General features: G+C 68.6%; 25 protein-coding genes and 1 pseudogene. 11 read left to right on the forward strand and 15 right to left on the reverse strand.

Annotated elements, in window-relative coordinates; genetic code table 11:
• The first annotated feature begins 12 nt into the window (after nt 1-12).
• Complete coding sequence (locus tag DIE16_RS03280; RefSeq protein ID WP_124522423.1) at nt 13-1359, forward strand: glutamine synthetase family protein; 1347 nt, start codon at nt 13-15, stop codon at nt 1357-1359.
• 23 nt (nt 1360-1382) lie between these two features.
• On the opposite strand, the gene DIE16_RS03285 is transcribed toward DIE16_RS03280, so the two are convergent.
• The 5 genes from DIE16_RS03285 to DIE16_RS03305 all read right to left on the reverse strand — a co-directional run bounded on the left by DIE16_RS03285 (nt 1383) and on the right by DIE16_RS03305 (nt 6501).
• Nucleotides 1383-1910, reverse strand: coding sequence for a GNAT family N-acetyltransferase (locus DIE16_RS03285; protein ID WP_124667361.1), 528 nt, complete (start codon nt 1908-1910; stop codon nt 1383-1385).
• Nucleotides 1911-2018: 108 nt separating this feature from the next.
• Nucleotides 2019-2408, reverse strand: coding sequence for a lysozyme inhibitor LprI family protein (locus DIE16_RS03290; protein WP_124891776.1), 390 nt, complete (start codon nt 2406-2408; stop codon nt 2019-2021).
• Between the two features lie 50 nt (nt 2409-2458).
• The gene (locus tag DIE16_RS03295) at nt 2459-3220 is read right to left on the reverse strand and encodes an N-acetylmuramoyl-L-alanine amidase (RefSeq protein WP_124891777.1); all 762 of its coding nucleotides are present in this window, start codon (nt 3218-3220) and stop codon (nt 2459-2461) included.
• A 147-nt stretch (nt 3221-3367) separates the two neighbouring features.
• Entirely contained in the window at nt 3368-4987 is a 1620-nt protein-coding gene (locus tag DIE16_RS03300; RefSeq protein WP_124891778.1) for an FAD-dependent oxidoreductase, read from the reverse strand.
• Nucleotides 4987-6501, reverse strand: coding sequence for a polyamine aminopropyltransferase (locus DIE16_RS03305; protein WP_124485328.1), 1515 nt, complete (start codon nt 6499-6501; stop codon nt 4987-4989). The genes DIE16_RS03300 and DIE16_RS03305 overlap by 1 nt, the downstream gene beginning before the upstream one ends.
• Nucleotides 6502-6622: 121 nt before the next feature.
• On the opposite strand from DIE16_RS03305, the gene DIE16_RS03310 reads away from it, so the two are divergent.
• The 6 genes from DIE16_RS03310 (at nt 6623) to DIE16_RS03330 (ending at nt 10837) form a co-directional block, all read left to right on the forward strand.
• Complete coding sequence (locus tag DIE16_RS03310; protein ID WP_014898735.1) at nt 6623-7009, forward strand: DUF350 domain-containing protein; 387 nt, start codon at nt 6623-6625, stop codon at nt 7007-7009.
• 26 nt (nt 7010-7035) lie between these two features.
• On the forward strand, nt 7036-8088 hold the full coding sequence (locus DIE16_RS03315; protein ID WP_124522411.1) for an SPFH domain-containing protein: 1053 nt from the start codon (nt 7036-7038) through the stop codon (nt 8086-8088).
• Between the two features lie 9 nt (nt 8089-8097).
• Complete coding sequence (locus tag DIE16_RS03320; RefSeq protein WP_124891779.1) at nt 8098-9618, forward strand: DUF4178 domain-containing protein; 1521 nt, start codon at nt 8098-8100, stop codon at nt 9616-9618.
• A complete protein-coding gene (locus DIE16_RS36490) occupies nt 9618-9764 on the forward strand; it encodes a hypothetical protein (RefSeq protein WP_170296473.1) in 147 nt (48 codons plus the stop codon). The genes DIE16_RS03320 and DIE16_RS36490 overlap by 1 nt, the downstream gene beginning before the upstream one ends.
• Nucleotides 9761-10138, forward strand: coding sequence for an adenosylmethionine decarboxylase (gene speD, locus DIE16_RS03325; protein ID WP_124891780.1), 378 nt, complete (start codon nt 9761-9763; stop codon nt 10136-10138). The genes DIE16_RS36490 and speD overlap by 4 nt, the downstream gene beginning before the upstream one ends.
• A gap of 102 nt (nt 10139-10240) precedes the next feature.
• Nucleotides 10241-10837 (forward strand): DJ-1/PfpI family protein, encoded by a 597-nt coding sequence (locus DIE16_RS03330; RefSeq protein WP_124891781.1) that lies wholly within the window; start codon nt 10241-10243, stop codon nt 10835-10837.
• 18 nt (nt 10838-10855) lie between these two features.
• Here DIE16_RS03330 and DIE16_RS03335 read toward each other — a convergent pair whose 3' ends face one another.
• Nucleotides 10856-11308, reverse strand: coding sequence for a type II toxin-antitoxin system RatA family toxin (locus DIE16_RS03335; RefSeq protein ID WP_124891782.1), 453 nt, complete (start codon nt 11306-11308; stop codon nt 10856-10858).
• A gap of 184 nt (nt 11309-11492) precedes the next feature.
• Here DIE16_RS03335 and DIE16_RS03340 point away from each other — a divergent pair, with 184 nt between their 5' ends.
• Nucleotides 11493-12533 carry a bifunctional nicotinamide-nucleotide adenylyltransferase/Nudix hydroxylase gene (locus DIE16_RS03340; RefSeq protein ID WP_124522403.1) on the forward strand — a complete coding sequence of 347 codons (1041 nt, stop codon included), beginning with the start codon at nt 11493-11495 and terminating at the stop codon, nt 12531-12533.
• A 74-nt stretch (nt 12534-12607) separates the two neighbouring features.
• Nucleotides 12608-14040, forward strand: a pseudogene (locus DIE16_RS03345) (nicotinate phosphoribosyltransferase).
• Between the two features lie 52 nt (nt 14041-14092).
• Here the strand turns inward: DIE16_RS03345 and DIE16_RS03350 are convergent.
• The gene (locus DIE16_RS03350) at nt 14093-14959 is read right to left on the reverse strand and encodes an NmrA family NAD(P)-binding protein (protein ID WP_124891783.1); all 867 of its coding nucleotides are present in this window, start codon (nt 14957-14959) and stop codon (nt 14093-14095) included.
• Between the two features lie 177 nt (nt 14960-15136).
• Between DIE16_RS03350 and DIE16_RS03355 the strand changes: the two genes are divergently transcribed.
• Nucleotides 15137-16045, forward strand: coding sequence for a LysR family transcriptional regulator (locus DIE16_RS03355; protein WP_124522463.1), 909 nt, complete (start codon nt 15137-15139; stop codon nt 16043-16045).
• 15 nt (nt 16046-16060) lie between these two features.
• On the opposite strand, the gene DIE16_RS03360 is transcribed toward DIE16_RS03355, so the two are convergent.
• Nucleotides 16061-17539 carry a PLP-dependent aminotransferase family protein gene (locus DIE16_RS03360; RefSeq protein WP_124891784.1) on the reverse strand — a complete coding sequence of 493 codons (1479 nt, stop codon included), beginning with the start codon at nt 17537-17539 and terminating at the stop codon, nt 16061-16063.
• A gap of 126 nt (nt 17540-17665) precedes the next feature.
• Here DIE16_RS03360 and DIE16_RS03365 point away from each other — a divergent pair, with 126 nt between their 5' ends.
• On the forward strand, nt 17666-18553 hold the full coding sequence (locus DIE16_RS03365) for a DMT family transporter (RefSeq protein ID WP_124891785.1): 888 nt from the start codon (nt 17666-17668) through the stop codon (nt 18551-18553).
• 67 nt (nt 18554-18620) lie between these two features.
• Here the strand turns inward: DIE16_RS03365 and DIE16_RS03370 are convergent, their stop codons facing one another.
• From DIE16_RS03370 to DIE16_RS03400, 7 genes are all read right to left on the reverse strand, one after another.
• Entirely contained in the window at nt 18621-19238 is a 618-nt protein-coding gene (locus DIE16_RS03370) for a hypothetical protein (RefSeq protein ID WP_044848965.1), read from the reverse strand.
• Nucleotides 19239-19308: 70 nt separating this feature from the next.
• A complete protein-coding gene (locus DIE16_RS03375) occupies nt 19309-19926 on the reverse strand; it encodes a hypothetical protein (RefSeq protein WP_044848966.1) in 618 nt (205 codons plus the stop codon).
• Between the two features lie 111 nt (nt 19927-20037).
• Nucleotides 20038-20658 (reverse strand): hypothetical protein, encoded by a 621-nt coding sequence (locus DIE16_RS03380; RefSeq protein ID WP_124891786.1) that lies wholly within the window; start codon nt 20656-20658, stop codon nt 20038-20040.
• Entirely contained in the window at nt 20655-21197 is a 543-nt protein-coding gene (locus tag DIE16_RS03385; protein WP_124891787.1) for a hypothetical protein, read from the reverse strand. Before DIE16_RS03385 ends, DIE16_RS03380 begins: the two co-directional genes overlap by 4 nt.
• Nucleotides 21198-21252: 55 nt before the next feature.
• Nucleotides 21253-22395 carry a poly(3-hydroxybutyrate) depolymerase gene (locus DIE16_RS03390; protein ID WP_124891788.1) on the reverse strand — a complete coding sequence of 381 codons (1143 nt, stop codon included), beginning with the start codon at nt 22393-22395 and terminating at the stop codon, nt 21253-21255.
• Between the two features lie 165 nt (nt 22396-22560).
• A complete protein-coding gene (locus DIE16_RS03395) occupies nt 22561-23007 on the reverse strand; it encodes a lysozyme (RefSeq protein ID WP_044848970.1) in 447 nt (148 codons plus the stop codon).
• The coding region (locus DIE16_RS03400) for a DUF2589 domain-containing protein (protein ID WP_260434327.1) at nt 22991-23773 on the reverse strand (783 nt) is incomplete at its 5' end. The genes DIE16_RS03400 and DIE16_RS03395, both read right to left, overlap by 17 nt.

Genomic DNA, 23773 nt, shown 5'->3' on the forward strand with positions numbered 1-23773 from the left:
AAAGGATGAGACATGGCAGACGTCGTTCCCGTGCTGGTCGATGAAGTCCGCGCATTCCGGCAGGCGCATCCCGAGATCCGTTATGTCGACCTGATCTGTCTCGACCTGCCGGGCCATTTCTACGGCAAGCGTTATCCGATCGATGCGCTCGAGAAGGTCGCGTCGGGCTCGCTGCTGAAGCTGCCGCAGAACTGCGTGCTGCTCGGCACGCAGGGCGGCCTCTACAAGATCGGCGATTACTGCTTCAACGACGGCGACCCCGACGCGCCGCGCCGCCTGATTCCCGGCACGCTGAAGCCGGTGCGCTGGGAGCGGCAGCCGCTCGCGCAGATGCTGATCAGCTCCGACGGCACGGACGCGCCGATCGAGTTCGAGCCGCGCGAGGTGCTGGCGCGCGTGCTGCGGCGGTTCGCGGCGCGCGGCATCCGGCCGGTCGTCGCGTTCGAGCTCGAGTTCTACCTGTTCGCCGCGCAACTCGCGGACGGGCTGCCGCAGTATCCGCGCGACCGCTTGAGCGACGACCGCGACGACCAGCCGAACATGCACATCGAACGCCTGTCGCGGTTTTCCGATGTGCTGCACGAGATGGTCGAGGCCGCGCGCGAGCAGGGCGTCGACGCGACGGTGATCACGGCCGAGCTCGGGCCCGGCCAGTTCGAGATCAACTTCGGCCATACCGACGACGCGCTGCGCGCGGCCGACTGGTCGGCGCTGTTCTGCCGCAGCACGCGCGGCGTCGCGCTGCAGCACGGCTATCGTGCGAGCTTCATGGGCAAGCCGTACCTGCATGCGCCGGGCAGCGGGATGCACGTGCACGTGAGCCTGTATGACGACGCGGGCCGCAACCTGCTCGCAGCGGACGCGCAGCGGCCGCTGCGGCATGCGGTGGCCGGCTGCCTCGCGCTGCTGCCGCACTGCATGCCGGTATTCGCGCCGAACCACAATGCGTTCCGCCGCTACGGCTCGATGGTGAATGCGGCGAGCCGTGCAAGCTGGGGCTTCGAGGATCGCGACGCGTGCATCCGGATTCCGGAATCGGATGCGCGCAATCTGCGCATCGAGCATCGGCTCGCGAGCGCGGACGCGAATCCGTACCTGGTGCTCGCGGCGATCCTGTCCGGGATGGAGCACGGGCTCGACGCACGGATCGAGCCGATCGCGCCGCTCAACGACGATCGCGGCAGCGGGATCGATTTCCCGAAGGAGATGCTGTCGGCCGTCGCGGCGATGCAGGATCACGTGGCCGTGCGCGACGGGCTCGGCAGTGAATTCGTGATGGTGTATTGCGAGAACAAGCGGCAGGAGGAACTGGATTTTCGCAACGAGATCGGGGCGCGCGAGTATCGGTGGTTTCTTTGACGTGCTGCGCCGACCGGCGCGGACTATGGAAGTGCGCGCCAGTAGCGCACTTCGTCGATCGACGTCCCGTCGATGTCGAACGTCTTGATGTCGCTTTCGGCGACGAAGCCTTCACGTTCGTAGAACGCTCGCGCGCGGCGGTTCTCGACGATTGCCCAGAGCGACACCCATGCATGCCCCCCGTCGTGCAGCGACCGGCAAGCATGCCGGACCAGCGCCGTGCCGATTCCTTTGCCGCAATGCAGCGGATGCAGATAGATCGCGTGGATTTCACCCCACGCGCGATCCTTGTCGGCGTCGCGCGTCGTGCCGTACGCGACCCAGCCCGTCACGCCGTCTGCGTCGAATGCGACCGTGACGCGCGCTTCGCCTGCCGCGAGCGCGTGGTGCCAGAAGTCGGTACGTTGTTCGACCGACAAACCTGCAAGGAACGACGCCGGCATGATGCCGTCGTAGGTGGCCCGCCACGATGCGACGTGGATCGCGGCGATGGCTGCGGCATCGGCCGGCGTGGCTGCGCGGATGGCGATCGTGGTCGTGTTCGATGGCATGCGTGCGTGGTTTGACCGGTTGCGGGATACAACGATGAAGCAGCCCCGTTCAACACCGTGAATCGGGCGTGCATGCAGGTGCGGTGTCGCGCCGCACCTGCACCGTCCTTACTCGCCGAGCTTCGCCGTCACGCACCCCGTGCTCGAGCATTCGCGCTCGCGTTCGCGCAGGAACGACAGGCGCGATTGCGTGAAGTCGATCGCGCATTGCAGGTTCACGAGATAGCCGTCGTCGCGCGTTTCGCTGCAGCGGTCGTCGCGCTGCTTCATCCACGCGAGCTGGCCGGTCTTCAGCTTCGCCTGCTGGTCGCCGCTCAGTTGCTTGCGCACGCGGCCGTACTCGTCGTTCAGTTCGCGGTCGACCTGCGAGAACTCGTTGCTGCTGCAGTACACCTGGTCGAACGCGCTGCGCGGTTTGCCGCAGCCGGCCGCCTGCGCGGAGAACGGCACGGCAAGCGCGAGCAGCGTGCAGGATACGAGCAGATTCTTCTTCATCATTGTGGTGCTCCTCACTGGGTGAAAACTGTTGAAACCGACCGGCGCCGCCTTTACCTGGCCGCCGTACATGCGTCGATCCCGCCCGCGATCGCGGTGGCGAGGCGCTGGATCGTCTCGCGCTGCGCGAGCCGTTTTTCCTCGTCGGGATTGACGATCACGCCCGCCTCGACCAGAACGGCCGGGATCGGCGCGGTACGCAGCACGACGAGATCGTCGAAGCGGTGGATGCCGAGTTGCGGATCGATCAGCGGGCGGTTCTCGCCCTTGATCGGCTGCGCGTGATACAGCGACGGCCGTTCGCCGGCCGCGACCAGGCGTTCGGCGATCGCTTTCGCGCAACGCAGGCTTTCCGCGTAGTGCGGATTGCGCTCGGACACGAACACGGCGAAACCGCGGAATTCGCGCTGCCGGCCCGCGTCGATGAACTGCTGCTGCATCGAATCGTGATGGATCGACACGAACAGATTTGCGTCCGACGCCTGCGTCGAGCGCTGGTCGAGCGCGATCTCGCGGCCGTCGGCCGACGTGCGCAGCACGCGATCGCCGTGCGCGGCGAGTGTCTCCGCGACGGCGGTGGACAGGTCGAGGTTGTACCGGTATTCGACGCGGCCGCTTGCGCCGGTGGCACCCGGGTGGGCCGGCGTATGGCCGGTGTCGACGACGACGTAGCGGCCGGAGGCCGGCTGTGCGTCCGGACCTGCCGCATCGGCCGCATGCAGCGCGAGCGGCGCGCCGAGCAGCGGGCCGCATGCGAGCAGGCGCGCGGCGGCGCGCACGAACGGACGAAGGCGTCGAAGGGTTCGGTTTGTCATTGTTGTTGTCGAGGAGGGCATGCGGCGCGTCGCCTGGCGCGCACCGTCGGCCTGCTCAATGCAGTCGGAATGTCGCGCGATTATAGCGGTTGCCGGCGGCGCCGCAATGACGGAATGCGCGGCGTCGCGCGCGCCGGAAACCGGCGCTCAGGCGAGCACGCGCCGGGCCGCGAGCATGCCCCAGTACGATGCTTCCTCGAACAGCGACAGCCCGGACAGGTCCGCATGCGCGAACACGACGGGGCCGTCGGCCTCGCGCAGCGCGAGCAGCCCCGGCCGGCTCAGGAAGCCGACATCGGGCGTCGCCATCGCGTGGCCGCGCACGGTGATCTCGAGCGCGGTCGCATGCTTCCACAGTTCGCGTCCGTAGACGGCCTGCAGGTCGATCGCCGCCTGTTCGCGCAAGGCATCGGGCTTTGCCTGGGCAAGCCAGCGGCGCGTGTCGTCCGGCGTTTGCGTACTCAACGCCTGATAGGCGGAGAACACGGAGCGGGTCGGCGGCGACATCCGGATCAGCTGGTGCGTCGACACGACATAGCCGAGCCCCGCGCCGTCGTAGACGACGTTGTCCCACGCGAGCGGCACGCCGGCCGCCTCGGCCGGCATCCCGTCGAGCAGGAAATTGGACACGAGCCACGGCGCGCGCGGCGGCAGGTCGCGCGTGGGATCGAAACCGTACGCGCGCAACTGCGGAAACACGCGAGCCGCGACGAACAGCGGCATGGCGCTGACGACGCGCCGCGCCTTCAGCATGAACGTCGACAGCGTGCCGTCGTCACCGACACGCGCACACAGCACGTCGACGCCGCCCGCGCGCTCGGTCGCGCGAACGGCGAAGCCGCGCCGCGACCACGCGTTCGAGCCGGTGCGCGCGGCGATCGAGTCGCTCAGCTTCGTCACCATCGTATGCAGCCCGTCGGGCCAGGTCAGCACGGCGCCGTCGCCCGCATCGCTCGCGTGGCCGCCGCGCGACGAGAAATAGTGCAGGCCGGCCCACGCGGACACGTGCTCGTAACCCGCACCGTAGTCGTCGCGGCAGCAGTAGTTCAGGTACCAGTGCAGCGCGGTCGCGGTGTAGCCCTCGTCGAGCAGCCACTGCCTGAACGAGCGCCGGTCGAGCGCGCGCCAGCGCGGGTCGCGCGACGATTCCGCGAGCGGGATGCAGAACACCTTGCGGCCGTCCGCGCCGCGCGCGGAGCGCAGGCTGTCGGTGTAGGCGAAGAAGCGCGTTTGCTGCGCGAGCGCATCGGCGTCGAGGCCGGCCGTCGGCACGATGCCGTCCTGCCACTGGCCTCCGATGAACAGCCGTTCGTCGGGGGCGTGCACGAGCGCGCGTTCGTCGTACGCGGGTTGCGCGGAGAACGGCGCCGCTTCGATCACGCCGAGATCGGCGAGCATGTCGCGCAGATGTGCGGATTCGAGCGACGGCAGCGGCAGGTAGTGCGCGCCCTTCGGATAGCCGAGTTCGCCGAAGCGGCCGCCGGCCGCATTGCCGCCGAATTCGGGCCCGGCGAGCACGACGAAGCGTGTGTGTCCCGCGCGCGCGAGCTGCCACGCGCACGACAACCCGGCCGCGCCCGAGCCGAGGACCGCGACGTCGGTCTCGATCGTGCCGGACGGCGGCGGCAGCGCCGCGTGGTCGCGCAGCGCATGGCCTTCGCGCATGCCGGGGTAGCCGACGCGCGGCGTCGTCTCGATCCAGCCGGTGCGGCCGCACGCGGCGAGCGACGCCGCCGCGGACGCGACGAGGAACGTGCGGCGATCCATCAGCGCAGCACGTGCTTCCAGTCGTCGTCGAAGCGGCGCACGAGCGGCTGGTCGTTGAGTTCATTCGGCGACATCGGCAGCGCCGGCATGTCGGCCGGGAAGTGGAACATCTCGGCGGCCGTCTGCGCGTCGAGCCAGCGCGTCGGCACCGAATAGCGTGTCGGCACGGTGAAGTCGCGACGCTTGCCGGCGATCACGAACCCCCAGTCGCCGAACGACGGCACGTAGCAGTGGTACGGCCAGGTGTTGAGCCCGGCTTCGCGCAGCGTCGCGATGATCGTCCAGTACGCGTGCGGCGCGAAGTACGGCGACGTCGACTGGATCACCGCATAGCCGTTCTCGGACAGGTGGCGCGCGAGCAGCCGGAACACCGGCACCGAATACAGCCGGCCGAGCCCGAAGTTGGTCGGATCGGGGAAGTCGACGACGATCGCGTCATACACGTCGGCGTTCGATTCGAGCCAGCGCACCGCATCGTCGTTGATCATCTGCACGCGCGGGTCCTTCAGCGAACCCTGGTTCAGCTTCACGAGCGGCGCCGAAGTCGAGAACAGCTTCGTCATCGCGGGGTCGAGATCGACGAGCGTGATCCGTTCGAGATTGCGGTGCTTGAGCAGTTCGCGCACCGCGAGGCCGTCGCCGCCGCCGAGCACGAGCACGCGCTTCGCCCACGGCAGCGCCTCGATCGTCGGATGGATCAGCGCCTCGTGATAGCGATGCTCGTCGCGCGACGAGAACTGCAGGTTGCCGTTCAGGTACAGCCGCATGTCGTCGTGCCACTGCGTGAGCACGATGCGCTGGTACGGCGTCGTTTCCGAATAGATGGTCTCGTCGCCGTACACGCCGTGCTCGGCCCAGTGCGTGATGCGGTCCGACAGCGCGAAGCCGGCGACGAGCAGCCCGATCACGAGCGACGCGCGCATCAGCTTGCCGCGCACGTTGCGGATCTCGGCGCGGAACAGGTGCGTGGTCCACAGCGCGACGAACGCGTTCAGCAGCCCGAACAGGAAGCTCGTGCGCAACAGGCCGAGACGCGGCGCGAGCACGAGCGGGAAGATCAGCGACACGGCGAGCGAGCCGAGATAGTCGAAGGTCAGCACTTCGCTGACGGTATGGCGGAACGCCTGGCGGCGCTGCTGGAACGCGCGCATCACGAGCGGGATCTCCATCCCGATCAGCAGGCCGAGCGCGAGCACGAGCGCATAGAGCGCCGCGCGGAACGGCGCGGCGAGCCACGCGAACACCGCGAACAGCAGCGCAGCCGACACGCCGCCGAGCAGGCCGACGAGCAGCTCGATGTCGACGAAGCGGTCGAGCACGTCGTCGTCCTCGACGAACTTCGCGAGCCACGAGCCGATCCCCATCGCGAACAGGTAGCAGCCGATCACCGACGAGAACTGCAGGATCGAATCGCCGAGCAGGTAGCTCGACAGCGCGCTGCTGATCAGTTCGTAGCCGAGCCCGCACGACGCGAGCACGAGGATCGACAGGACGAGCGCGCGCTTATGCAGCATGGCGCATCCGTTGTGCAGTGCTCGTCAATGTGGATATACTGGCGCGGATTTTCGTGGGGTGGCCCGCCATGGGCCGGCCTGCGACGGGGCGGCGAACCGAGCACAAAATCCGAGGAAAAGAATGAATAGTGCCTATCTTTATGCGGTTCATTTGCTGTCGGCGTTCGTGCTGCTTTTCGTGTTCGCGGCAGTGTACCTGAAGGTCACCCCGTTCGACGAACTGGCCTTGATCCGCGACGGCAACGCGGCCGCGACGCTGTCGTTCGGCGGCGCGCTGGTCGGCTTCTGCCTGACGCTCGCGTCCAGCATCGCGCACAACTCGACGCTCGGCGAAGTCGTGCTGTGGGCCGTCGGCGCAATGGCCGTGCAGCTCGTCACCTACGCGGTGCTGACCCGCCTGATTCCCGGCATGAACCATGCGATCGAGGATCGCAACGTCGCGATGGGTGGCCTGATGGGCACCGCGTCGCTCGTCGTCGGCATCATCAATGCCGCCTGCCTGACCTGACACGCCACGCGTCCTGGGAGACCGACATGAGTCTGGGTTCGTTTATCCGCAAGCAGTTCATCGACGTCCTGCAATGGACGGAAGACACCGACGGCGTGCTGGCCTGGCGCTATCCGATGGAAGACCAGGAGATCCAGTACGGCGGCCAGCTGACCGTGCGCGAAACGCAGGTCGCGATCTTCGTCAACGAAGGCAAGGTCGCCGACGTGTTCCAGCCCGGGCTGTACAAGCTGGAAACGCGCACGCTGCCGGTGCTCACGTACCTGAAGAACTGGGACAAGTTCTTTCAGTCGCCTTTCAAGTCGGATGTCTACTTCTTCAGCACGCGGCTGCAGCTCGGCCGGCGCTGGGGCACCGCGCAGCCGGTGACGATCCGCGATCGCGAATTCGGCTTCGTGCAGCTGCGCGCGTTCGGCATCTACTCGTACCGGATCGTCGATGCGGCCGCGTTCCACCGCGAGGTGAGCGGCACGCGCGCGCAGTACACGGTCGACGATCTCGAGCAGCAGCTGCGCAACCTGGTCGTCACCGCGATGAGCACGACGTTCGGTTCCGCCGACGTGCCGTTCGTCGACATGGCCGCGAACCAGACGCTGCTGTCGCAACGCGTCGCCGAGGCGCTGGTGCCGGTGTTCACGCGCTACGGCCTCGCGCTCGATGCATTCGCGGTCGAAAGCGTGTCGCTGCCGGCCGAGCTGCAGAAGGCGCTCGACCTGCGGATCGGCGCGGGGATGGCCGGCGATCTCGCCCGCGCGACGCAATACCAGACGGCGCAGGCGATTCCGCTGGCCGCGCAGAACCCGGGCGGCATCGCGGGTGTCGGCGCGGGGCTCGCGGCCGGCGCGGCGATCGGGCAGGCGATGGCCGGCCAGATCGCGGGCGCCGCGCAACCGGCGCCGGCCGCACCGCCCGCGCCCGTCGCGGCACCGGTTGCCGCCGCGCAGCCGGCCGCACCGGCCGAAGGGACCGATTACGTGCAACGCCTCGAACAGCTGAAGGCGCTGCTCGACAAGGGCCTCGTCACCGAAGAGGACTATGCGCGCGCGAAGGCGGACATCCTCGCGAAGCTCACCCGGTAAGCGTCGCGCATGTTCAGTACTTCGTGCCCCCAGTGCGGCGCGCCGGTCGAGTTTCGCTCGGCGGCGGCGGTGATGGCCGTCTGCGCGTTCTGTCGCAGCACGCTGCTCAAGCGCGGCGCCGACGTCGAGCGCATCGGCGAGCTGGCCACGGTGCTCGACGACGCGTCGCCGATCCAGATCGGTACGGCTGGGCGCTACGGCAAGCGCACGTTCACGGTGCTCGGTCGCATCCAGATGACCTACGACGCCGGCATGTGGAGCGAGTGGTACGTCGTGTTCGACGACGGCGCGTTCGGCTGGCTGTCGGATGCGTCGGGCCAGTATGCGGTCACGGTGCGCGAGCCCGACGATGCGTCGGGCGGCGCGTGGCCCGCGTTCGGCACGCTCGAACCGGGCATGCGGATCGACCACGGCGGCCGCGCGTATCTCGTGTCCGACGTGCGTACCGCGCGCTGCACGGGCGGCGACGGCGAGTTGCCGTTCCGCATCGATGCGGGCTGGGAAGCGCGCGTCGTCGACCTGCGCACCGGCAATGCATTCGCGACTTACGACTATTCCGACGCCGACGCGAACGGCGGGAGCCCGGCCGTCTACAGCGGCGAAGCGATGGAATTCGACGCGCTCGCATTCACGGGGCTGCGCGATACCGACAACGACACGCGGGAGAAACGGGGCGCGCAGATGGTGCCGTTCGCGTGCCCGAGCTGCGGCGCGCCGCTGTCGTATGCACCGAACCTCGCCGACTACGTCGTGTGCGGCAGCTGCCACGCGGGCGTGCAGTGCACGGCCGAGCAGCAGACCGTGTTCGCCGCGCAGCGCAAGCTCGATGCGGTGAAGGGCGCGCTTGAGCTCGGTGCGACCGGCACGTTCGACGGCGTGAAGTACACGGTGATCGGCATGATGCGTTGCCGCGTGCCGGGCGACGACGAGACGTGGGACGAATACCTGCTGCTGAACCCGAAGCGCGGCTTCCTGTGGCTCGTGCAGAGCGAAGGGCGCTGGGAACGCGTGCAGGTGCTCGATCACTGGCCGACGATCGGCGGCGAGTCCGACGTCACCGACGAAGGCAAGACCTATCGACTGCGCGAGACGTACGACTCGGAAGTCGTGTACGTGGTCGGCGCGTTCAACTGGCGCGTGCAGGTCGGCGACCGCACGTCGATCGCCGACTACGGCTGGCAGAAGGACAAGCTCACGCGCGAGCGCAGCGCCGCGGAAATCGTCTGGTCGCGTGCGCGGCCGTTGTCGGCCGGCGCACTGGCCGAACGCTTCGCGACGCCGGCGCTCGCGACGGCAGCGGTTGCGTCCGCAACGGGTTCCGCCGGGACGTCGACGGGCCTGTTCGGCGCGAAGCAGCCGCACAGCTTCGCACCGCTGCCGATCGTGTTCAGCGCGATGCTCGTGATCTTCAACCTGGGGTCGCTGTTCTCGTTCAGCGGCCGCACCGTCTACGTGCTGATCGGCCTGCTCGTGCTGTGGCTGCCTGAATGGCTGTGGAAGGCCTTCGCGTCCGACGGGGGCAACTCGTAATGCGCTACATCCTCTACGGACTTTACGGGCTGATCGTCGTCACGCTGTTCAGCTGCGCGTCGCTCGGCGGCAGCGGTTCGGGCGGCAGCGGCTGGGGCAGTTCGTCGGCGCGCAGCGGCTATTCATCGTACGGGTCGCACAAATGACGGCGCGAGACGGTATCGCCGCACCGCGAGCGACGCTCGGCTCGCACGTGCTGGCCGATCTCGCCGGCATCGACGCGGCACTGCTGCGCGACGCCGCGCGGCTCGAGACGATACTCGCCGACGCCGCGCAGCAGGCCGGCGCACGCGTGATCGGCGCGCATTTCCATCACTTCGGCGGCGAGCATGGGGTGACGGGTGTCGTGCTGCTCGCGGAGTCGCACATCACGATTCATACGTGGCCGGAGCACGGCTTCGCGGCCGTCGATGCGTTCATGTGCGGCGCCGCGCGCGCCGCCGAGGCGGTCGATGCGATCGCCGCCGCGCTCGGCACGCACGCGCAGGTCCGGCAGCAGGTGGCGCGCGGCGTCGCATGAGCGGCCGGGCGACAGCGGTGGTCGCGCATGCGACGACGCGCTGCACCGATTTCGCGAACCGCTTATGATCGTGCGGTACGACGTCCCCACGCAGAGGTCCCCATGCACATCGCCATCCTGACCTTCGACGGTTTCAACGAACTCGATTCGCTGATCGCGCTCGGGATTCTCAACCGGGTCAGGCAGCCGGGTTGGCGGGTGTCGATCGCGAGCCCGACCGGCCGCGTGCGCTCGATGAACGGCGTGACGATCGACGCGCAAGCGTCGCTGCAGGACGCCCGCGACGCGGACGCCGTGCTGGTGGGCAGCGGCGTGCGGACCCGCGACGTCGTCGCCGATGCCGCGTTGATGGCGCAATTGCAGTTCGACCCCGCGCGGCAGTTGCTCGGCGCGCAGTGCTCGGGCACGCTCGTGCTGGCGAAGCTGGGCTGGCTCGGCGATGTCCCCGCGTGTACCGACCTGACCACGAAGCCGTGGGTGCAGGAAGCCGGCGTGGCCGTGCTCGACCAGCCGTTCGTGGCCAGCGGGAACGTCGCGACCGCCGGCGGGTGCCTGTCGTCGCAGTATCTGGCCGCGTGGTTCATCGCGCGTCTGGCCGGCATCGAGGCCGCGCGCAGTGCGATTCACTATGTCGCGCCGGTGGGCGAGAAGGACGATTACGTGTCGCGCGCGATCGCGAACATTTCGCCGTTCCTCTGATGCGTGCGGCGTCGCGCGTCAGCGCGGCAGCGCTTCGGCTTCGGCCCAACGCTTGAACGAGTCGAGACGCCGGCGCGTGTGCACGAGATAGAACGCGCCGATCAGCGGTTCGAGCAGCCAGCGCAGCCAGTACGGCTGCGCACGGAAGTGATACGTGAACTTCACTTCGGTCGTGCCCGGTGTGTGCTCGGTGAAATTCCAGCTGCCGCTGAAGCGTTCGAGCACCTTCGGCCCGTCGACCATTTCGACGGCCGCGACCTGCGGCGGACGGTACGAGATGTAGCGCGACACCATCGTCGCGCCCGACTGGCTGCGGCAGAACGCATCGACGCCGACGTCGGCCGTCATCCCGTCGGGCAGATACGCGTCGGCAAGGAAGCTGTCCCACACGAGCCGCCGCGCGTAGTCCTGCGACCACGTGAAGAGGCGTCTGCGATCGACGCCGACGATCCGGCTGACTGAGATCCTCATGATGGGGAGCAAGCGCAACGCTGTAATCGGGATGAAATCGAGTGTAACCCGCCAAAGCCGCGCAATTCTTCAGACTTCGTCAAGTCGAGCGCGCGCTCGATTGACCTTCTCCGGGAATTCCCCTACGATCGATTCCATGCCTTCGGGAAAGACCCGAAGCGTTTCAATCTCTTGAGGGAGCCTCATGAGTACGCAACAGAACCGGCGCTTCGACGCGCTCGTTTTCATTGGTCGTTTCCAGCCTCCGCATCGTGGTCACCTGAACGTGCTGAAGTCCGCACTGAGCCGGGCCGAGCGCGTATGCGTGCTGATCGGATCGACGGACAAGCCCCGCACCATCAAGGATCCGTTCTCGTTCGACGAGCGCCGCCAGATGCTGGCTTCGCTGCTCGAGCCGTCCGAGCGCGAGCGCGTGACGGTCGCGCCCGTGCAGGATTCGACGTACAACGACGGCGACTGGGTGCGCTGGGTGCAGGATGCCGTGGCCGCCTCGCTCGGCGACGTCGCGCAGCGCAGGGTCGGGCTGATCGGCCACGAGAAGGACGCCACGTCGTATTACCTGCGGATGTTCCCGCAATGGGAGCTCGTCGACGTCGATGCGACCGAAGACATCTCCGCCACCGAAATCCGCGATCAGTACTTCGCCGAACGCACCAACAGCTTCGTGCAATGGGCCGTGCCGGAACCGGTGTTCGGCTGGCTCGAACGCTTTCGCACGCAGCCGGCATTCGCGCAGCTGAAGGCCGAGGCCGAATTCATCGCCGGCTATCGCAAGGCGTGGTCGGCCGCACCGTATCCGGTCACGTTCGTGACGGTCGACGCGGTGGTCGTGCACTCGGGCCATCTCCTGCTCGTGCGCCGGCGCAGCGAACCGGGCCGCGGCCTGTGGGCGCTGCCGGGCGGGTTCGTGAACCAGGACGAACGGCTCGACGCGGCCTGCATCCGCGAACTGCGCGAGGAGACCGGCCTGAAGCTGCCGGAGCCCGTGCTGCGCGGCTCGATCAAGGATCGCCAGGTATTCGATCATCCGACCCGCTCGCTGCGCGGCCGCACGATCACGCACGCGTGCCTGTTCAACTTCCCGACCGGCGAGTTGCCGCGCGTGAAGGGCAGCGACGACGCCGACAAGGCGCGCTGGGTGCCGCTCAACGAATTTGCGCAGATGCGCAACGTGATGTTCGAGGATCACTTCGAGATCGCGTATCACTTCCTGGGGAAGCTGTGACACGCTGATTCCCCGGATTCCGGTCCGCCGCGACAGACGCGGCGGCACTTCAACGGCCTAGAGGAGCTCTAGCCATGCAAAACGATCCCGGCGGCTTTGCCGCGGTTCTCGCCAATCCGATCCTCAACACGGATTCGTACAAGGCTTCCCACTTCCTGCAATACCCGCCCGACGCGCAGGCGATGTTCTCGTACGTCGAGTCGCGCGGCGGCCGCTATGACCGCACGCTGTTCTTCGGCCTGCAGATGTTGCTGAAGGACTATCTGTGCCGGCCGGTCACGCACGCGATGATCGACGACGCGCGCGATTTCTTCGCGGTGCACGGCGAGCCGTTCAACGAGGACGGCTGGCGCCATGTCGTCGAGCACTACGACGGCTACCTGCCCGTGAGGATCCGCGCGGTGCCCGAAGGTTCGATCGTGCCCGTGCACAACGTGCTGATGACCGTCGAATGCGACGACCCGAAGGTGTTCTGGCTCGCGTCGTATCTGGAGACGATGCTGCTGCGCGTGTGGTACCCGGTGACGGTCGCGACGCGCAGCTGGCACCTGCGGCAGACGATCCGCCGCTTTCTCGAGAAGACCGACGACGATCTCGCGCAGCTGCCGTTCAAGCTGCACGACTTCGGCGCGCGCGGCGTATCGAGCGCGGAGTCGGCCGCGATCGGCGGCGCGGCACACCTCGTGAGCTTCATGGGTTCGGACACGGTGCTCGGCGTGCTGGCCGCGAACCGCTTCTATCGCGAGCCGATGGCCGCGTATTCGGTGCCCGCGGCCGAGCACAGCACGATCACGTCGTGGGGGCGTGAGCACGAAGCCGATGCGTACCGGAACATGATCGCTCGCTTCGGTTTGCCGGGCGCGATCGTGTCGGTCGTGTCGGACTCCTATGATCTGTTCGCCGCGCTTGAACTGTGGGGTGGCCCGCTGCGCCAAGCGGTGATCGATTCGGGCGCGACGCTCGTCGTGCGTCCCGATTCGGGCGACCCGGTGAAGATCGTGCTGCAGACCGTGCGCGCGCTCGACGCTTCGTTCGGCTCGACCGTGAACGGCAAGGGGCGGCGCGTGCTGAACCGCGTGCGCGTGATCCAGGGCGACGGCGTCGACGAGCTGTCGATCGACGCGATCCTTTCCGCACTCGACGACGCGGGTTATGCGGCCGGCAACGTCGTGTTCGGGATGGGGGCGCGCTGCTGCAGCAGGTGAATCGCGACACGCAGCGCTTCGCGATGAAGTGCTCGGCGATCCGGCGCGGCGACGTGTGGCACGACGTGAGCAAGGATCCGGTTACCGATCCGGGCAAGCGCTCGAAGCAGGGCCGGCTCACGTTGCTGCGCAATCGGCGCACGGGAGAATACCGGACGGTGACGCTGCCTGTTGCGTGGGACGATCGTGCGCTGGAAGGCGAGTGGGACGACGCGCTCGAAACGGTGTTCGACACCGGAAGAATGCCGGTCGAGACGACGTTCGCCGAGGTGCGGGCGAGGGCGCACGCGGGGGAGGCGTGATCGGGCGACCGGTGCGGCGGCGTGGCAACGCCAGCCGCCGCACCGGTCGCGCTCAGGCGACGCGGGCGACGAGGGCGTGCAGCACGGCGTCCGCGTCGATTTCTCCTCGAACGACATCCGCGCGCGCCGACTCGAAGTCGATCCAGCCCTCGTTGAAGCCGTCGAGCATGCGCATGCGCGGCTCGGGGTGGCGCATCCGCTGCGCATCGAACAGCGCCGCCCACGTGCTGCGCGGCACGGCTTCGGCGCGCACCGGGCGCCCGAACACGCGGGTGAACGCGTTCGCGAGGTCGTTCGGGCTGACCCGCCGGGGCCCTTCGAGTTCGACGATGCGTGCGCCGGTCCATTCGTCCTGTAGCAGCGCGGCCGCCGTCCGGCCGACATCTTCGGTTGCGACCATCGGCACCGGCTTGTCGAGCGGCTGGAGAAAGCTGTAGATGACGCCGGCGTCGCGTGCGGTTGCTACGTCCCACGCGGCATTTTCGAGGAACCACGCGGGGCGCAGGAACGTGACGGGTATCGGCAAGTCGTCGAACGCCTGTTCGATCATCGTCAGTTGCGTCAGCAGATTCACCTGCGTCGCCTGCGCGCCGATCGTCGACAGACAGACGACCTTGCGTGGCCGAGCGGCGCGCAATGCCGTACCGACGGCATCGATGACGGCGCGCGTTTCGGGGAATCCCGGCGACGGATCGAAGCATGGCGGCAGCAGGACGAAGACGCCTTCCGTGTTCGAGAAGGCCGTCGTCAGCGCGGCGGTGTCGGTCATCTCGGCAAGTGCAACATCGCAGCCGCGCGCGACCCACGGCGCAGCGCGATCCGCGGTGCGCGCGACGGCGCGCACGGGCCGGCCGGCCGCGAGCAGCGTTCGGGCGAGCGCGCCGCCGACCTGTCCGGTGATACCGGTAATGGCATACATGGTTTGAAATCCTCATCGAGAAGGGAGCGGGCGCGCCGAAAGATGCGGGCGCCGGAACTGCATGCCGCGTTCGGGCTTGCCGTCGCGATGCATCGGGTTGCATGATAGGAGGCGACGATTCCTGATGGAATCGAATCCATGTCATTTGATTGGTGATTGTTTGTCATGAATGAAATCCTGGGGATCGACGGGCGGATTCTGGCGAACGTGGGCGTGCTGGCCGCGATCGTCGAAAGCGGCAGCTTCGCGCGCGCGGCTGACGCACTCGGCTTGTCGCCGTCCGGCGTCAGCCGGGCCGTGGGCCGGCTCGAGGCGCGCGTCGGCGTGCGGCTGCTCGATCGCACGACGCGCTCGGTCACGCTGACGGACGAAGGGCGCCGCCTGTACGAAGAGATCGGTCCGCTGCTCGCGGGCATCGGCGATGCGGTGACGCTGGCCGCCGGCTCGGCCGCCGCCGTGCGCGGCAGATTGCGCGTGAACGTCGACGCGTATTTCTCGCGGCGGGTGTTGGCGCCGCACCTTCCGGCGTTGCTTGCACGCCATCCCGATCTGTCACTGGAACTGGCCGCGCGCGAGCAGCTCGGCGATCTGGTAGCCGACGGATTCGACGTTGCGGTGCGGTTCGGCGAGCCGCCGTCGTCGTCGCTGGTGGCGCGCAAATTGCTGGAGACGCGCGCGGTGACGGTCGCCGCGCCCGCCTACGTGAAACGGCACGGGCGTCCTGCGGCGCCGGCCGATCTCGCGGGCCATGCGTGCATCCAGATGCGCAACACGCTGACCGGCCAGCCGCTCGAATGGATCTATCAGCTCGGCCGCAAGCGCGTGCCGGTCAGGACGACGGGCAGGCTGCTCGTCAACGACGCCGGCACGATGCTCGGTGCATGTCTGGCCGGTGTGGGCATCGCACGCTTCAAGGCGAGCGGGGTAGCGGGCTTGATCGAGCAGGGGCGGCTCGTCGAGCTGCTCGCGGATTGGCGCGGCGAGGCATTTCCGCTGTTTGCCTACTATCCGTCGCGTCACCTGCCGCCCGCGAAGGTGCGGGCGTTCGTCGATTTCGTCGCGGAAATCGTGGCGACCGGCAAGTAGCGCGCTCGCCCGCCGTCAACGTTCGCCGGCGAGCGCGCGCCCGTTCGTGTCCGGTTGCGCGATCGCGTGCTCCGACATCCGCGCCGCCTCCATCGCCCGCCCGAGCGCATCGAACACCGCCGGCCCCTTGCAGCGCGACACGTTGAAGCGCATGAACGACGTCGCGCCGTGCGACGCGCTGAACACGTTGCCCGGCGCGAGCACCACATCGTGGTCGAGCGCATGGCGCGCGACGCGCGCGGCATCGAGCCCGTCGGGCAGCTCGGCCCACACGAACAACCCGCCGCGCGGTTCCGTCCAGATCCCGAGCCCGGCGCGCGCGAGCCGCCGGATCGTTTCGCCCATCGCATCGGCCAACTGCATACGCAGGCCGTCGAGATGGCGCCGGTAGGTGCCGTCGACCAGCAGCCGGTGCACGACGTTCGCGCCGATCTGCGCATTGCCGAACGACGTCGCGAGCTTCAGGTCGACGAGCGCGTCGATCCATTCGGGGCGCGCGGCGATATAGCCGCAGCGGATCGCGGCCGACAGCGTCTTCGAGAAGCTGCCGATCGACACGACGCGCGAGAGCCCGTCGAATGCCGCGAGGCGCGGCGCGGGCGTGCTTTCGAAATCCGCGAAGATGTCGTCCTCGACGATCAGCAGGCCGTGCTCGGCCGCGAGCGTGAGCAACCGGTGCGCGACCGGCGGCGCGAGCGTCGCGCCGGTCGGGTTGTGCAGCGCCGCGTTCGTGATGTACAGGCGCGGCCGGTGTTCGGCGAGCACCTGTTCGAAACGAGCGAGATCGGGGCCGTTCGGCGTGTACGGCACGCTGACGATCCGTGCGCGATGCGCGCGCAGCAGCGCCTGGAAGTTGAAGTAGCAAGGATCGTCGAGCACGACGGTGTCGCCCGGCTCCAGCAGCAGCCGGCACACGAGATCGAGCGCGTGCGTGCCTCCGTCGGTCAGCATGATCTGCGCGGGCTCCGCATGGACGCCGTGCTGCGCGAGCCGCCATGCGAGCTGCTGGCGCAACGCGGGCAGCCCGAGCGGTGTCGCGTAGTCGGTCAGCGCGTCGGGTTCGTCGCGCGACACCGCACGCAGCGCACGTCGCAGGCTCTCGTCCGGCAGCCACGACGACGGCAGCCAGCCGCAACCGGGCTTCACCGAGCCGGGCGCCGCCTCGAGCGCCTGGCGCGACAGCCACAGCGGATCGAGTTCGCGATCGAGGCGCGGGCCGAGTTCGGCGAGCGCAAGCGGCGGCGCATGGCCCGACACGTAGAAGCCGGAGCCGCGCCGTGCGACGAGCACGCCTTCGCTCGCGAGCCGCTCGTAAGCATCGACGACGGTCGATTTCGACACGTGCAGCGCGTCGGCCATCATCCGGATCGACGGCACGCGCGCGCCGGGCATCAGCGCGCGGCTCGCGATCCGCGCGCGCAGCGTGTCCATCACGGTTTCCACGCGCGTGCGCGGCGGCGCGGGCGGAGCAGGGGCTTGCACGGAACGGCTCATGGCGGGAGGGAACTGTACGGCCGGTTGTCCAGTACAGTTTGTCCGAATTGTATTGGGCTGTAGCTTACGCGCTTTTCGCGGGCGGCGGATCATCGGTCATCCACCTTGTTCCGACCAGGATTTCCCGTGCAAAAGACGACCGACGGATGGCTCAGCGGCCTGCTGGGCGTGATCATCTTCAGTGGCTCGCTGCCCGCGACGCGCATCGCGGTGCAGGGGCTCGACCCGCTGTTCCTCACGTTCGCGCGCGCGACGATCGCCGGCGTGCTCGGCCTGATCCTGCTTGTCGCGCTGAAGCAGAAGCGGCCGACGCGTGTCGAGACCGCGTCGCTCATCGTCGTCGCGCTCGGGGTCGTGGTCGGTTTTCCGCTGCTGACCGCGCTCGCGCTCAAGCACGTGACGTCCGCGCATGCGATCGTGTTCGTCGGGCTGCTGCCGCTCGCGACCGCGCTGTTCGGCGTCTGGCGCGGCGGCGAACGGCCGCGGCTGCCGTTCTGGGTCTTCTCGCTGGTCGGCAGCGGCGCGGTGGCCGCGTTCGCGCTGCGCAACGGCGGCCAGGCGTCGGTGGCGGGCGATGCGTTGATGCTGGCCGCGATCGTCGCGTGCGGGCTCGGCTATGCGGAAGGCGCGCGACTGTCGCGCCAGCTCGGCGGCTGGCAGGTGATCTCGTGGGCGCTCGTGCTGTCGCTGCCGGTGATGCTTCCGCTCACGTGGTTCACGTGGCCCGCGACGTTCGACGGCGTCGACGCCGCCGCGCTGTGGGGGCTCGCATACGTGTCGCTGTTCAGCATGCTGATCGGCTTCGTGTTCTGGTATCGCGGCCTCGCGCTCGGCGGGATCGCGGGCGTCGGCCAGTTGCAGCTGCTGCAGCCGTTCTTCGGTTTCCTGCTCGCGGCCGGGCTGCTGCACGAGACGGTGCCGCCGTCGATGCTCGTCGTGACGATCGTGGTCGTCGGCTGCGTGGCCGGTGCGAAGTATTTCTCGAAGATGGCGCCGGTGCGGCGCGCGGGCTGATTCACGCAAGGAGCGCTCGCGCGACGACGTGACGGGGGCCGCCCGTGCGCCGTCGCGCGTGCGCCGTTTACCCCATCACCACGTTCGCGAGCCGGAACTGGTACGCGGTCGCGGTCGTGCCGCCACCGCCGCCCGTCATCACGATGTCGGCGCTCTTGATGCCGAGCAGCGACAGTTCGGTGTTGATGTCGGACAGCACGGCCGAATTCATCACCGCGCCCTGTTCGATCTGCGACGCGGTGCCGATCCACAGTGTCGGCTTGAACTCGAACACGGCCTTCTGGCCCGGCACGATCCCCGTCTTGTGCGCGAGCAGCCGGTTGTCCTTGAAGACCGACGCGGTGATCGCTCCCTGGCTCAGGTCGTTGCGCAGCTGGATCTCGCGCGACGTCGGGGCGGGGCCGGCGAGCGCGAGCACGTTGCCCGACGTCGAGCGCGACACGTTGAAGACCTGTCCGTTGTCCGCGCGCTTTTGCGGCATGTAGTTGCCGTCGGCATCGCTCGCGGAGACGGTCGTCAACAACGGGAACACGAACGGATGGTTGTCGCCGCGCCCGCAGTTGGTGATGACCTTCCACGCGATCGCGAGCTCGTCGAAGTCCGTCGACACGTTCTTCTGGAAGATCACGATCTGGCTGTTGTTGACGTCGTTCGACAGGTTGACGAAGTTGAGATTGATGTCCATGAGTCACCTTGATTCGATTCGGATAACTGATTGAACGGGCGCCGGCCGTGCATCGCCGGCGCACGGACCGTTACGCCATCACCACGTTTTCCAGCCGGAACGTGAACGGCGTCGAGCGCGGGCCGGGGCCGCCGCCGGTCATCACGATGTCGGCGCTCGCGATGCCGAGCAGCGACAGTTCCGTGTTGATGTCGGAGATCACCGCAGAATTCATCAGCGCGCCCTGTTCGATCTGCGACGCGACACCGATCCAGATCGTCGGCTTGAACTGGAACACCGCCTTCTGGCCCGGCGCGACGGAGGTCTTGCGCGCGAGCGCGTTGCCGTCCTTGTAGATCGTCGCGTTGATCGCGCCGGCCGGCAGGTCGTTGCGCACCTGCACCTCGGAGCTCGCGCCCGGGTCGCCGCCGAGCTGCAGCACGTCGCCCGAGCTGGAGCGCACGACCTGGAACACCTGGCCGTTCGCCGCGACCTGCTGCGGCATGTAGTTGCCCCAGCTGTCGCTCGCGCTCACGCTCATCGTCATCGGGAACTTGAACGGATGGTTGTCGCCCTGGCCGCAATTGCGGATCACCTTCCACGCGATCGCGAGTTCGTCGAAGTCGGTCGCCACGTTCTTCTGGAAAATCACGACGCTCGAGTTGTTGGCGTCGTTCGAGCGGTTGATCAGGTTCAGTTGGATATCCACGTCGTTGCTCCTTGAGTTTGAAAAAACGGCAGTCGGTCTGCCGCACACCTTTCCCGCCGGCCCGGCCGCGAAGCCGTGCCGTCAAGCCGGTTCAAGCCGTGTCGGGCGGCACTACGCACGCACGATGTGTTCGAGCGCGAACGCGAACGGCTGCGCGTCGGTGCCGGTGCCGCCGCCCGTCATCACGATGTCGGCCGCGGCGACGCCCGCCAGCGGCAGCATCGTGTTCGCGCTCGACATCACCGCCGCGTGCAGTGCGCGGCTTTCCTGTACCTGCGACGCCACGCTGATCCACAGCGTCGGCGTGAAGCGGAACACCGCCTTCTGCCCGGGCGCGACCGCTTCCTTCACCGCGATCAGCCGGCCCGCGCTGAACGCGTTGACGTTCACGGCGCCGCGCCGCAGCCGATTGACGACTTCGATGTCGCCGCCCCGCGCGTCGGCCGGGTCGGGCACGAGCCGGCCGCGTCCGGTCGGCTGCGCGTCGATCACGAAGCGCACGCCGGCGGGCGCCGTGACGCGCGGCGAGAAGTTGCCGTGCTCGTCGCCGAGCGCGACGTCGATGTCGGTCGAGTAGTCGAACGGATGGAAGCAGTCGCGTCCGCAATAGCGGATCACCTTCCACGCGATCGCGAACGTATCCAGATCGGGGATCACGTCGCGCTGGAACAGCACGACCTCGCTGTTGCCGCAGTCGTTTGAGCGGTTCACGAAGCGGAGCTTGATGTTCATGATGCTTGCTCCTCATCCGGCGTGCCGCGTTCGTCGCGCAGCGTGCGGTCGGCCCACTGCACGAGCGCGGGCGCGACGCCGTTCGCGAGCGACGCGACGTGCAGCGCATGCGCACGCGCCTGCGCCTGCAGGTCGCCGGCGAAGCGCCCGAGCGCCATCGCGGCATCGGCCGGGCCGCGCGTGCGGCCGAGATCGTCGAGGTATTGCGCGGCCGCGTCGGCCATCGCGCCCGCGTGCTGGAGGTGGCTCTGCGTGAAGCGCGTCGCGAGATCCGCGTTCAGGGCCGCCAGCTCCTTGACCGCGGCGGCCGAACTGCCGAGCCCGAACCGTTCGAGCTGGCCGCGCCACAATGCGTCGGTCGCGGCCTGGCATGCATCCGTGTAGCGATGGCCGGCGAGCAGCGCGGTGTGCGCGAACGCGCGCCACGCGGGGCTGGCGGACGTGCCGCCGGTGCCGGTCGTCTGCGCGGCGAGCTTGCCGAACAGCTGGAGCGCGTCGGCGTGCGCGCGTTCCCATTGGGCGATGAACGTGGAGAACATGGCGATTCCTCGTGAAGAAGGGGCGATGACGGCGCGACGGCAGCCGCTACGCGGATTACCGACGCGCGGCGCCGAGGCGCTGCACCATCTGCATCACGGCGGCCATCTGCGGCGCGTCGCGGCGGTAGAAGCCGGGTTGGAGCGGATCGGTGCTCGTATAGCCCCAGAAATCCCAGCAGCCGAGCGGATTGACGGCCGATTTCTCGACCTGCGGATACAGCACGATCAGCCGGTTCGTGTCGGCGATCTCGTTGTAGCCGACGCCGCGAATCATCCGCTCGCCGACGGTCGCGACGTTCTGCACGCAGCCGTGGAACACCACGTGCACCGCGCAGGTCGCGCGTTCGCAATCGGCCGGCACGTACGCGTAGCCCGTATCGCCGAGCGACGCGCGGCGCTGCGGATCGAACGCGCGCTGGTCGAACGCCAGCAGCTTGCCGCCAGCCTGCGCGGCGGGCGCGTTGAGCGGCTTGTCGGGCGTGCCGTAGATCCAGCGCACGATGTCGTGCGCCTGTTGAAAGCCGCAGTTGTCGATATACGGGCTCGCGTTCGCACTGCATTTGTTGTCCTCGGGGCGGTTCGTGATGAACGCATGCCCGGCGTCCGGCGATTGGCGATACTGAAGGTTCGCGGCCGGAACCTGCGCGAGTGTGTAGAAGCGCGCGGTCTGGTCGACGACGCGCGTGAACACCACCGTATCCTTCGCCCCACTGAACACGTAGATGCGTTGGCCGCGCAGGTTGGCCGGATCGTCGATCTCGTCGCGCTGCGCGAACGTGCGCGCGGCGCGCCATGCGTCGGCCGCGGAGGGCGCGGGGCCGATCGGCTGCATGCACAGCGTGGTCGCGGCCACCGCCGGCGGGATCAGCGCGTTCGCGCCCGCGCAATAGAACGGCCCGCCCGCGACGATGCCCGCGCCGATCAGCCGGCTCGAGAACGCGACGTCGAACTGCGCGGCCATGAAGCCGCCGGACGACAGCCCCGACACCGACGTGCGCTGCAGGTCGGCGCCGTATGCGGGCAACGGATCGGCGGGGGCGGCGAGCGCGGCGTGCGGCGCGAGCGCAGCCAGGGCGGCGACGACAACGGTAACGGTGGCGGTGACGGCGGCGCACGCGGCGCGCATCGCGCGGCGCACTACGTGCGAGGCGGTGGTGCGGGGCAGCGTCGTGCGGCCGGGCGAGCGGGTGACGTTCATGCGGGGCTCCTGTCGTGACGAGTGTGAATGACAAGGGTTGTAACGGTACGGATGCAGCAAGACTTCAGCGACGGTTTCAGCTTACGGGCAGCCGACGCGCTGCGAAATGGCGCGAACGACACGCACGACGACCCGTGACGTTCGGCCGGTGCGGCGTCACGGCGCTCACGACAGAAACAGCGCGCGCTCGGCCCGGCGGCGCTTCGTGAGGCCCGCGAGCGGCTTGCCACCGGCCTTGTTCCAGACGAGGAACTGGTCGGCCGCCCGCGCGCTCGCGCCGGCGTTCAGGTAGCGCAGCAAGGTCGACGAGCGCAGCCGTCCGGCGCCGAGGTTGAAGACGAACGACATCAGCGCATCGAACTGCTGCTGCGTGACCGGCACGCGCAACAGCTTGCGCAGGTTCAGCTCGGCGCCGCGCAGGTCATGCCGCAGCAGCGCCTCCGCTTCGGCCGGCGTCAGCGGGCGCGTGAAGCGCTCGTTCGGCAGGATCAGGTGCCCGTAGCCGATCGTCGGCTTGCCGACCGCGTCGAGATAGCGTGCGAGCCGCAGCCCCTCGAACTGCTTGATCAGCGCGATGCCTTGCTCGCCGGTGCGTTCAGGCTGGTTCGCCATCGTCGTTCTCCTTGCTGCCCGGCCGTGCGCGCGGCACCAGGCGATGCGTGTATTCGTCGATCACGCGCATGATCGCTTCGGGCGGCGGCAGCGCCGCGAACTGCATTTCGATGTCGATGTGCTCGGTGTCGCGCTGCCGCGCACTGCCCGGCGCGGCGTCCTTCTTCTCCGAGCGCGGCGCGAACGTCACGTAGAAGCGGCCGCGCTGGTCGTCGTTGCCCGAGATGCCGCCGGCCGGCAGCGCCTCGGTGAAGTCGCCGCGCACGGTCAGGTGCACGACCATCCGGTCGAGCGCGAGCCCGCGCGGCGTGGCGAGCGCGACGAGCGGAACCGGCATCGTGTGCTCCGCGTCGAGTGCGACGGTGACCTCGCGCGGCGCGAGCAGGCCGTCGTCGCGCAGATCGAAGAACTGGTCGAGCACGGCGGTGTACTGGTGCGCGAGCAACTGGTTCGCGGCGGCGGCCGCGTGCTGCATCCCGCGTGCGATCTCGTCGAGCGCGATGCCGCGCGGCGGCGGGCGTTCGTCGTCGGGCGGGGCGCCGGGCGGCGGCGTGGGCGGCGCGGGTGGCGTAGGCGGCGTCGGCGTAGCGGGTGGTGTCGGCGGAGCGGGCGAGACAGGCGCAGCGGGCGGCAAGCCGCCGGTCGATGCGCCGGCCGCGGCGGCCGGGGCGTCATTTACGCCCGACGCGGCGCCGGCTGGCCAGCCGGCGGCATCGGGCGTCGCGTGGCGCGCCGGATCGACACCTGCCGCCGCCGGCGCTGCGCC

The sequence above is a fragment of the Burkholderia sp. Bp9090 genome (assembly GCF_003857985.1).
Lineage (GTDB): Bacteria > Pseudomonadota > Gammaproteobacteria > Burkholderiales > Burkholderiaceae > Burkholderia.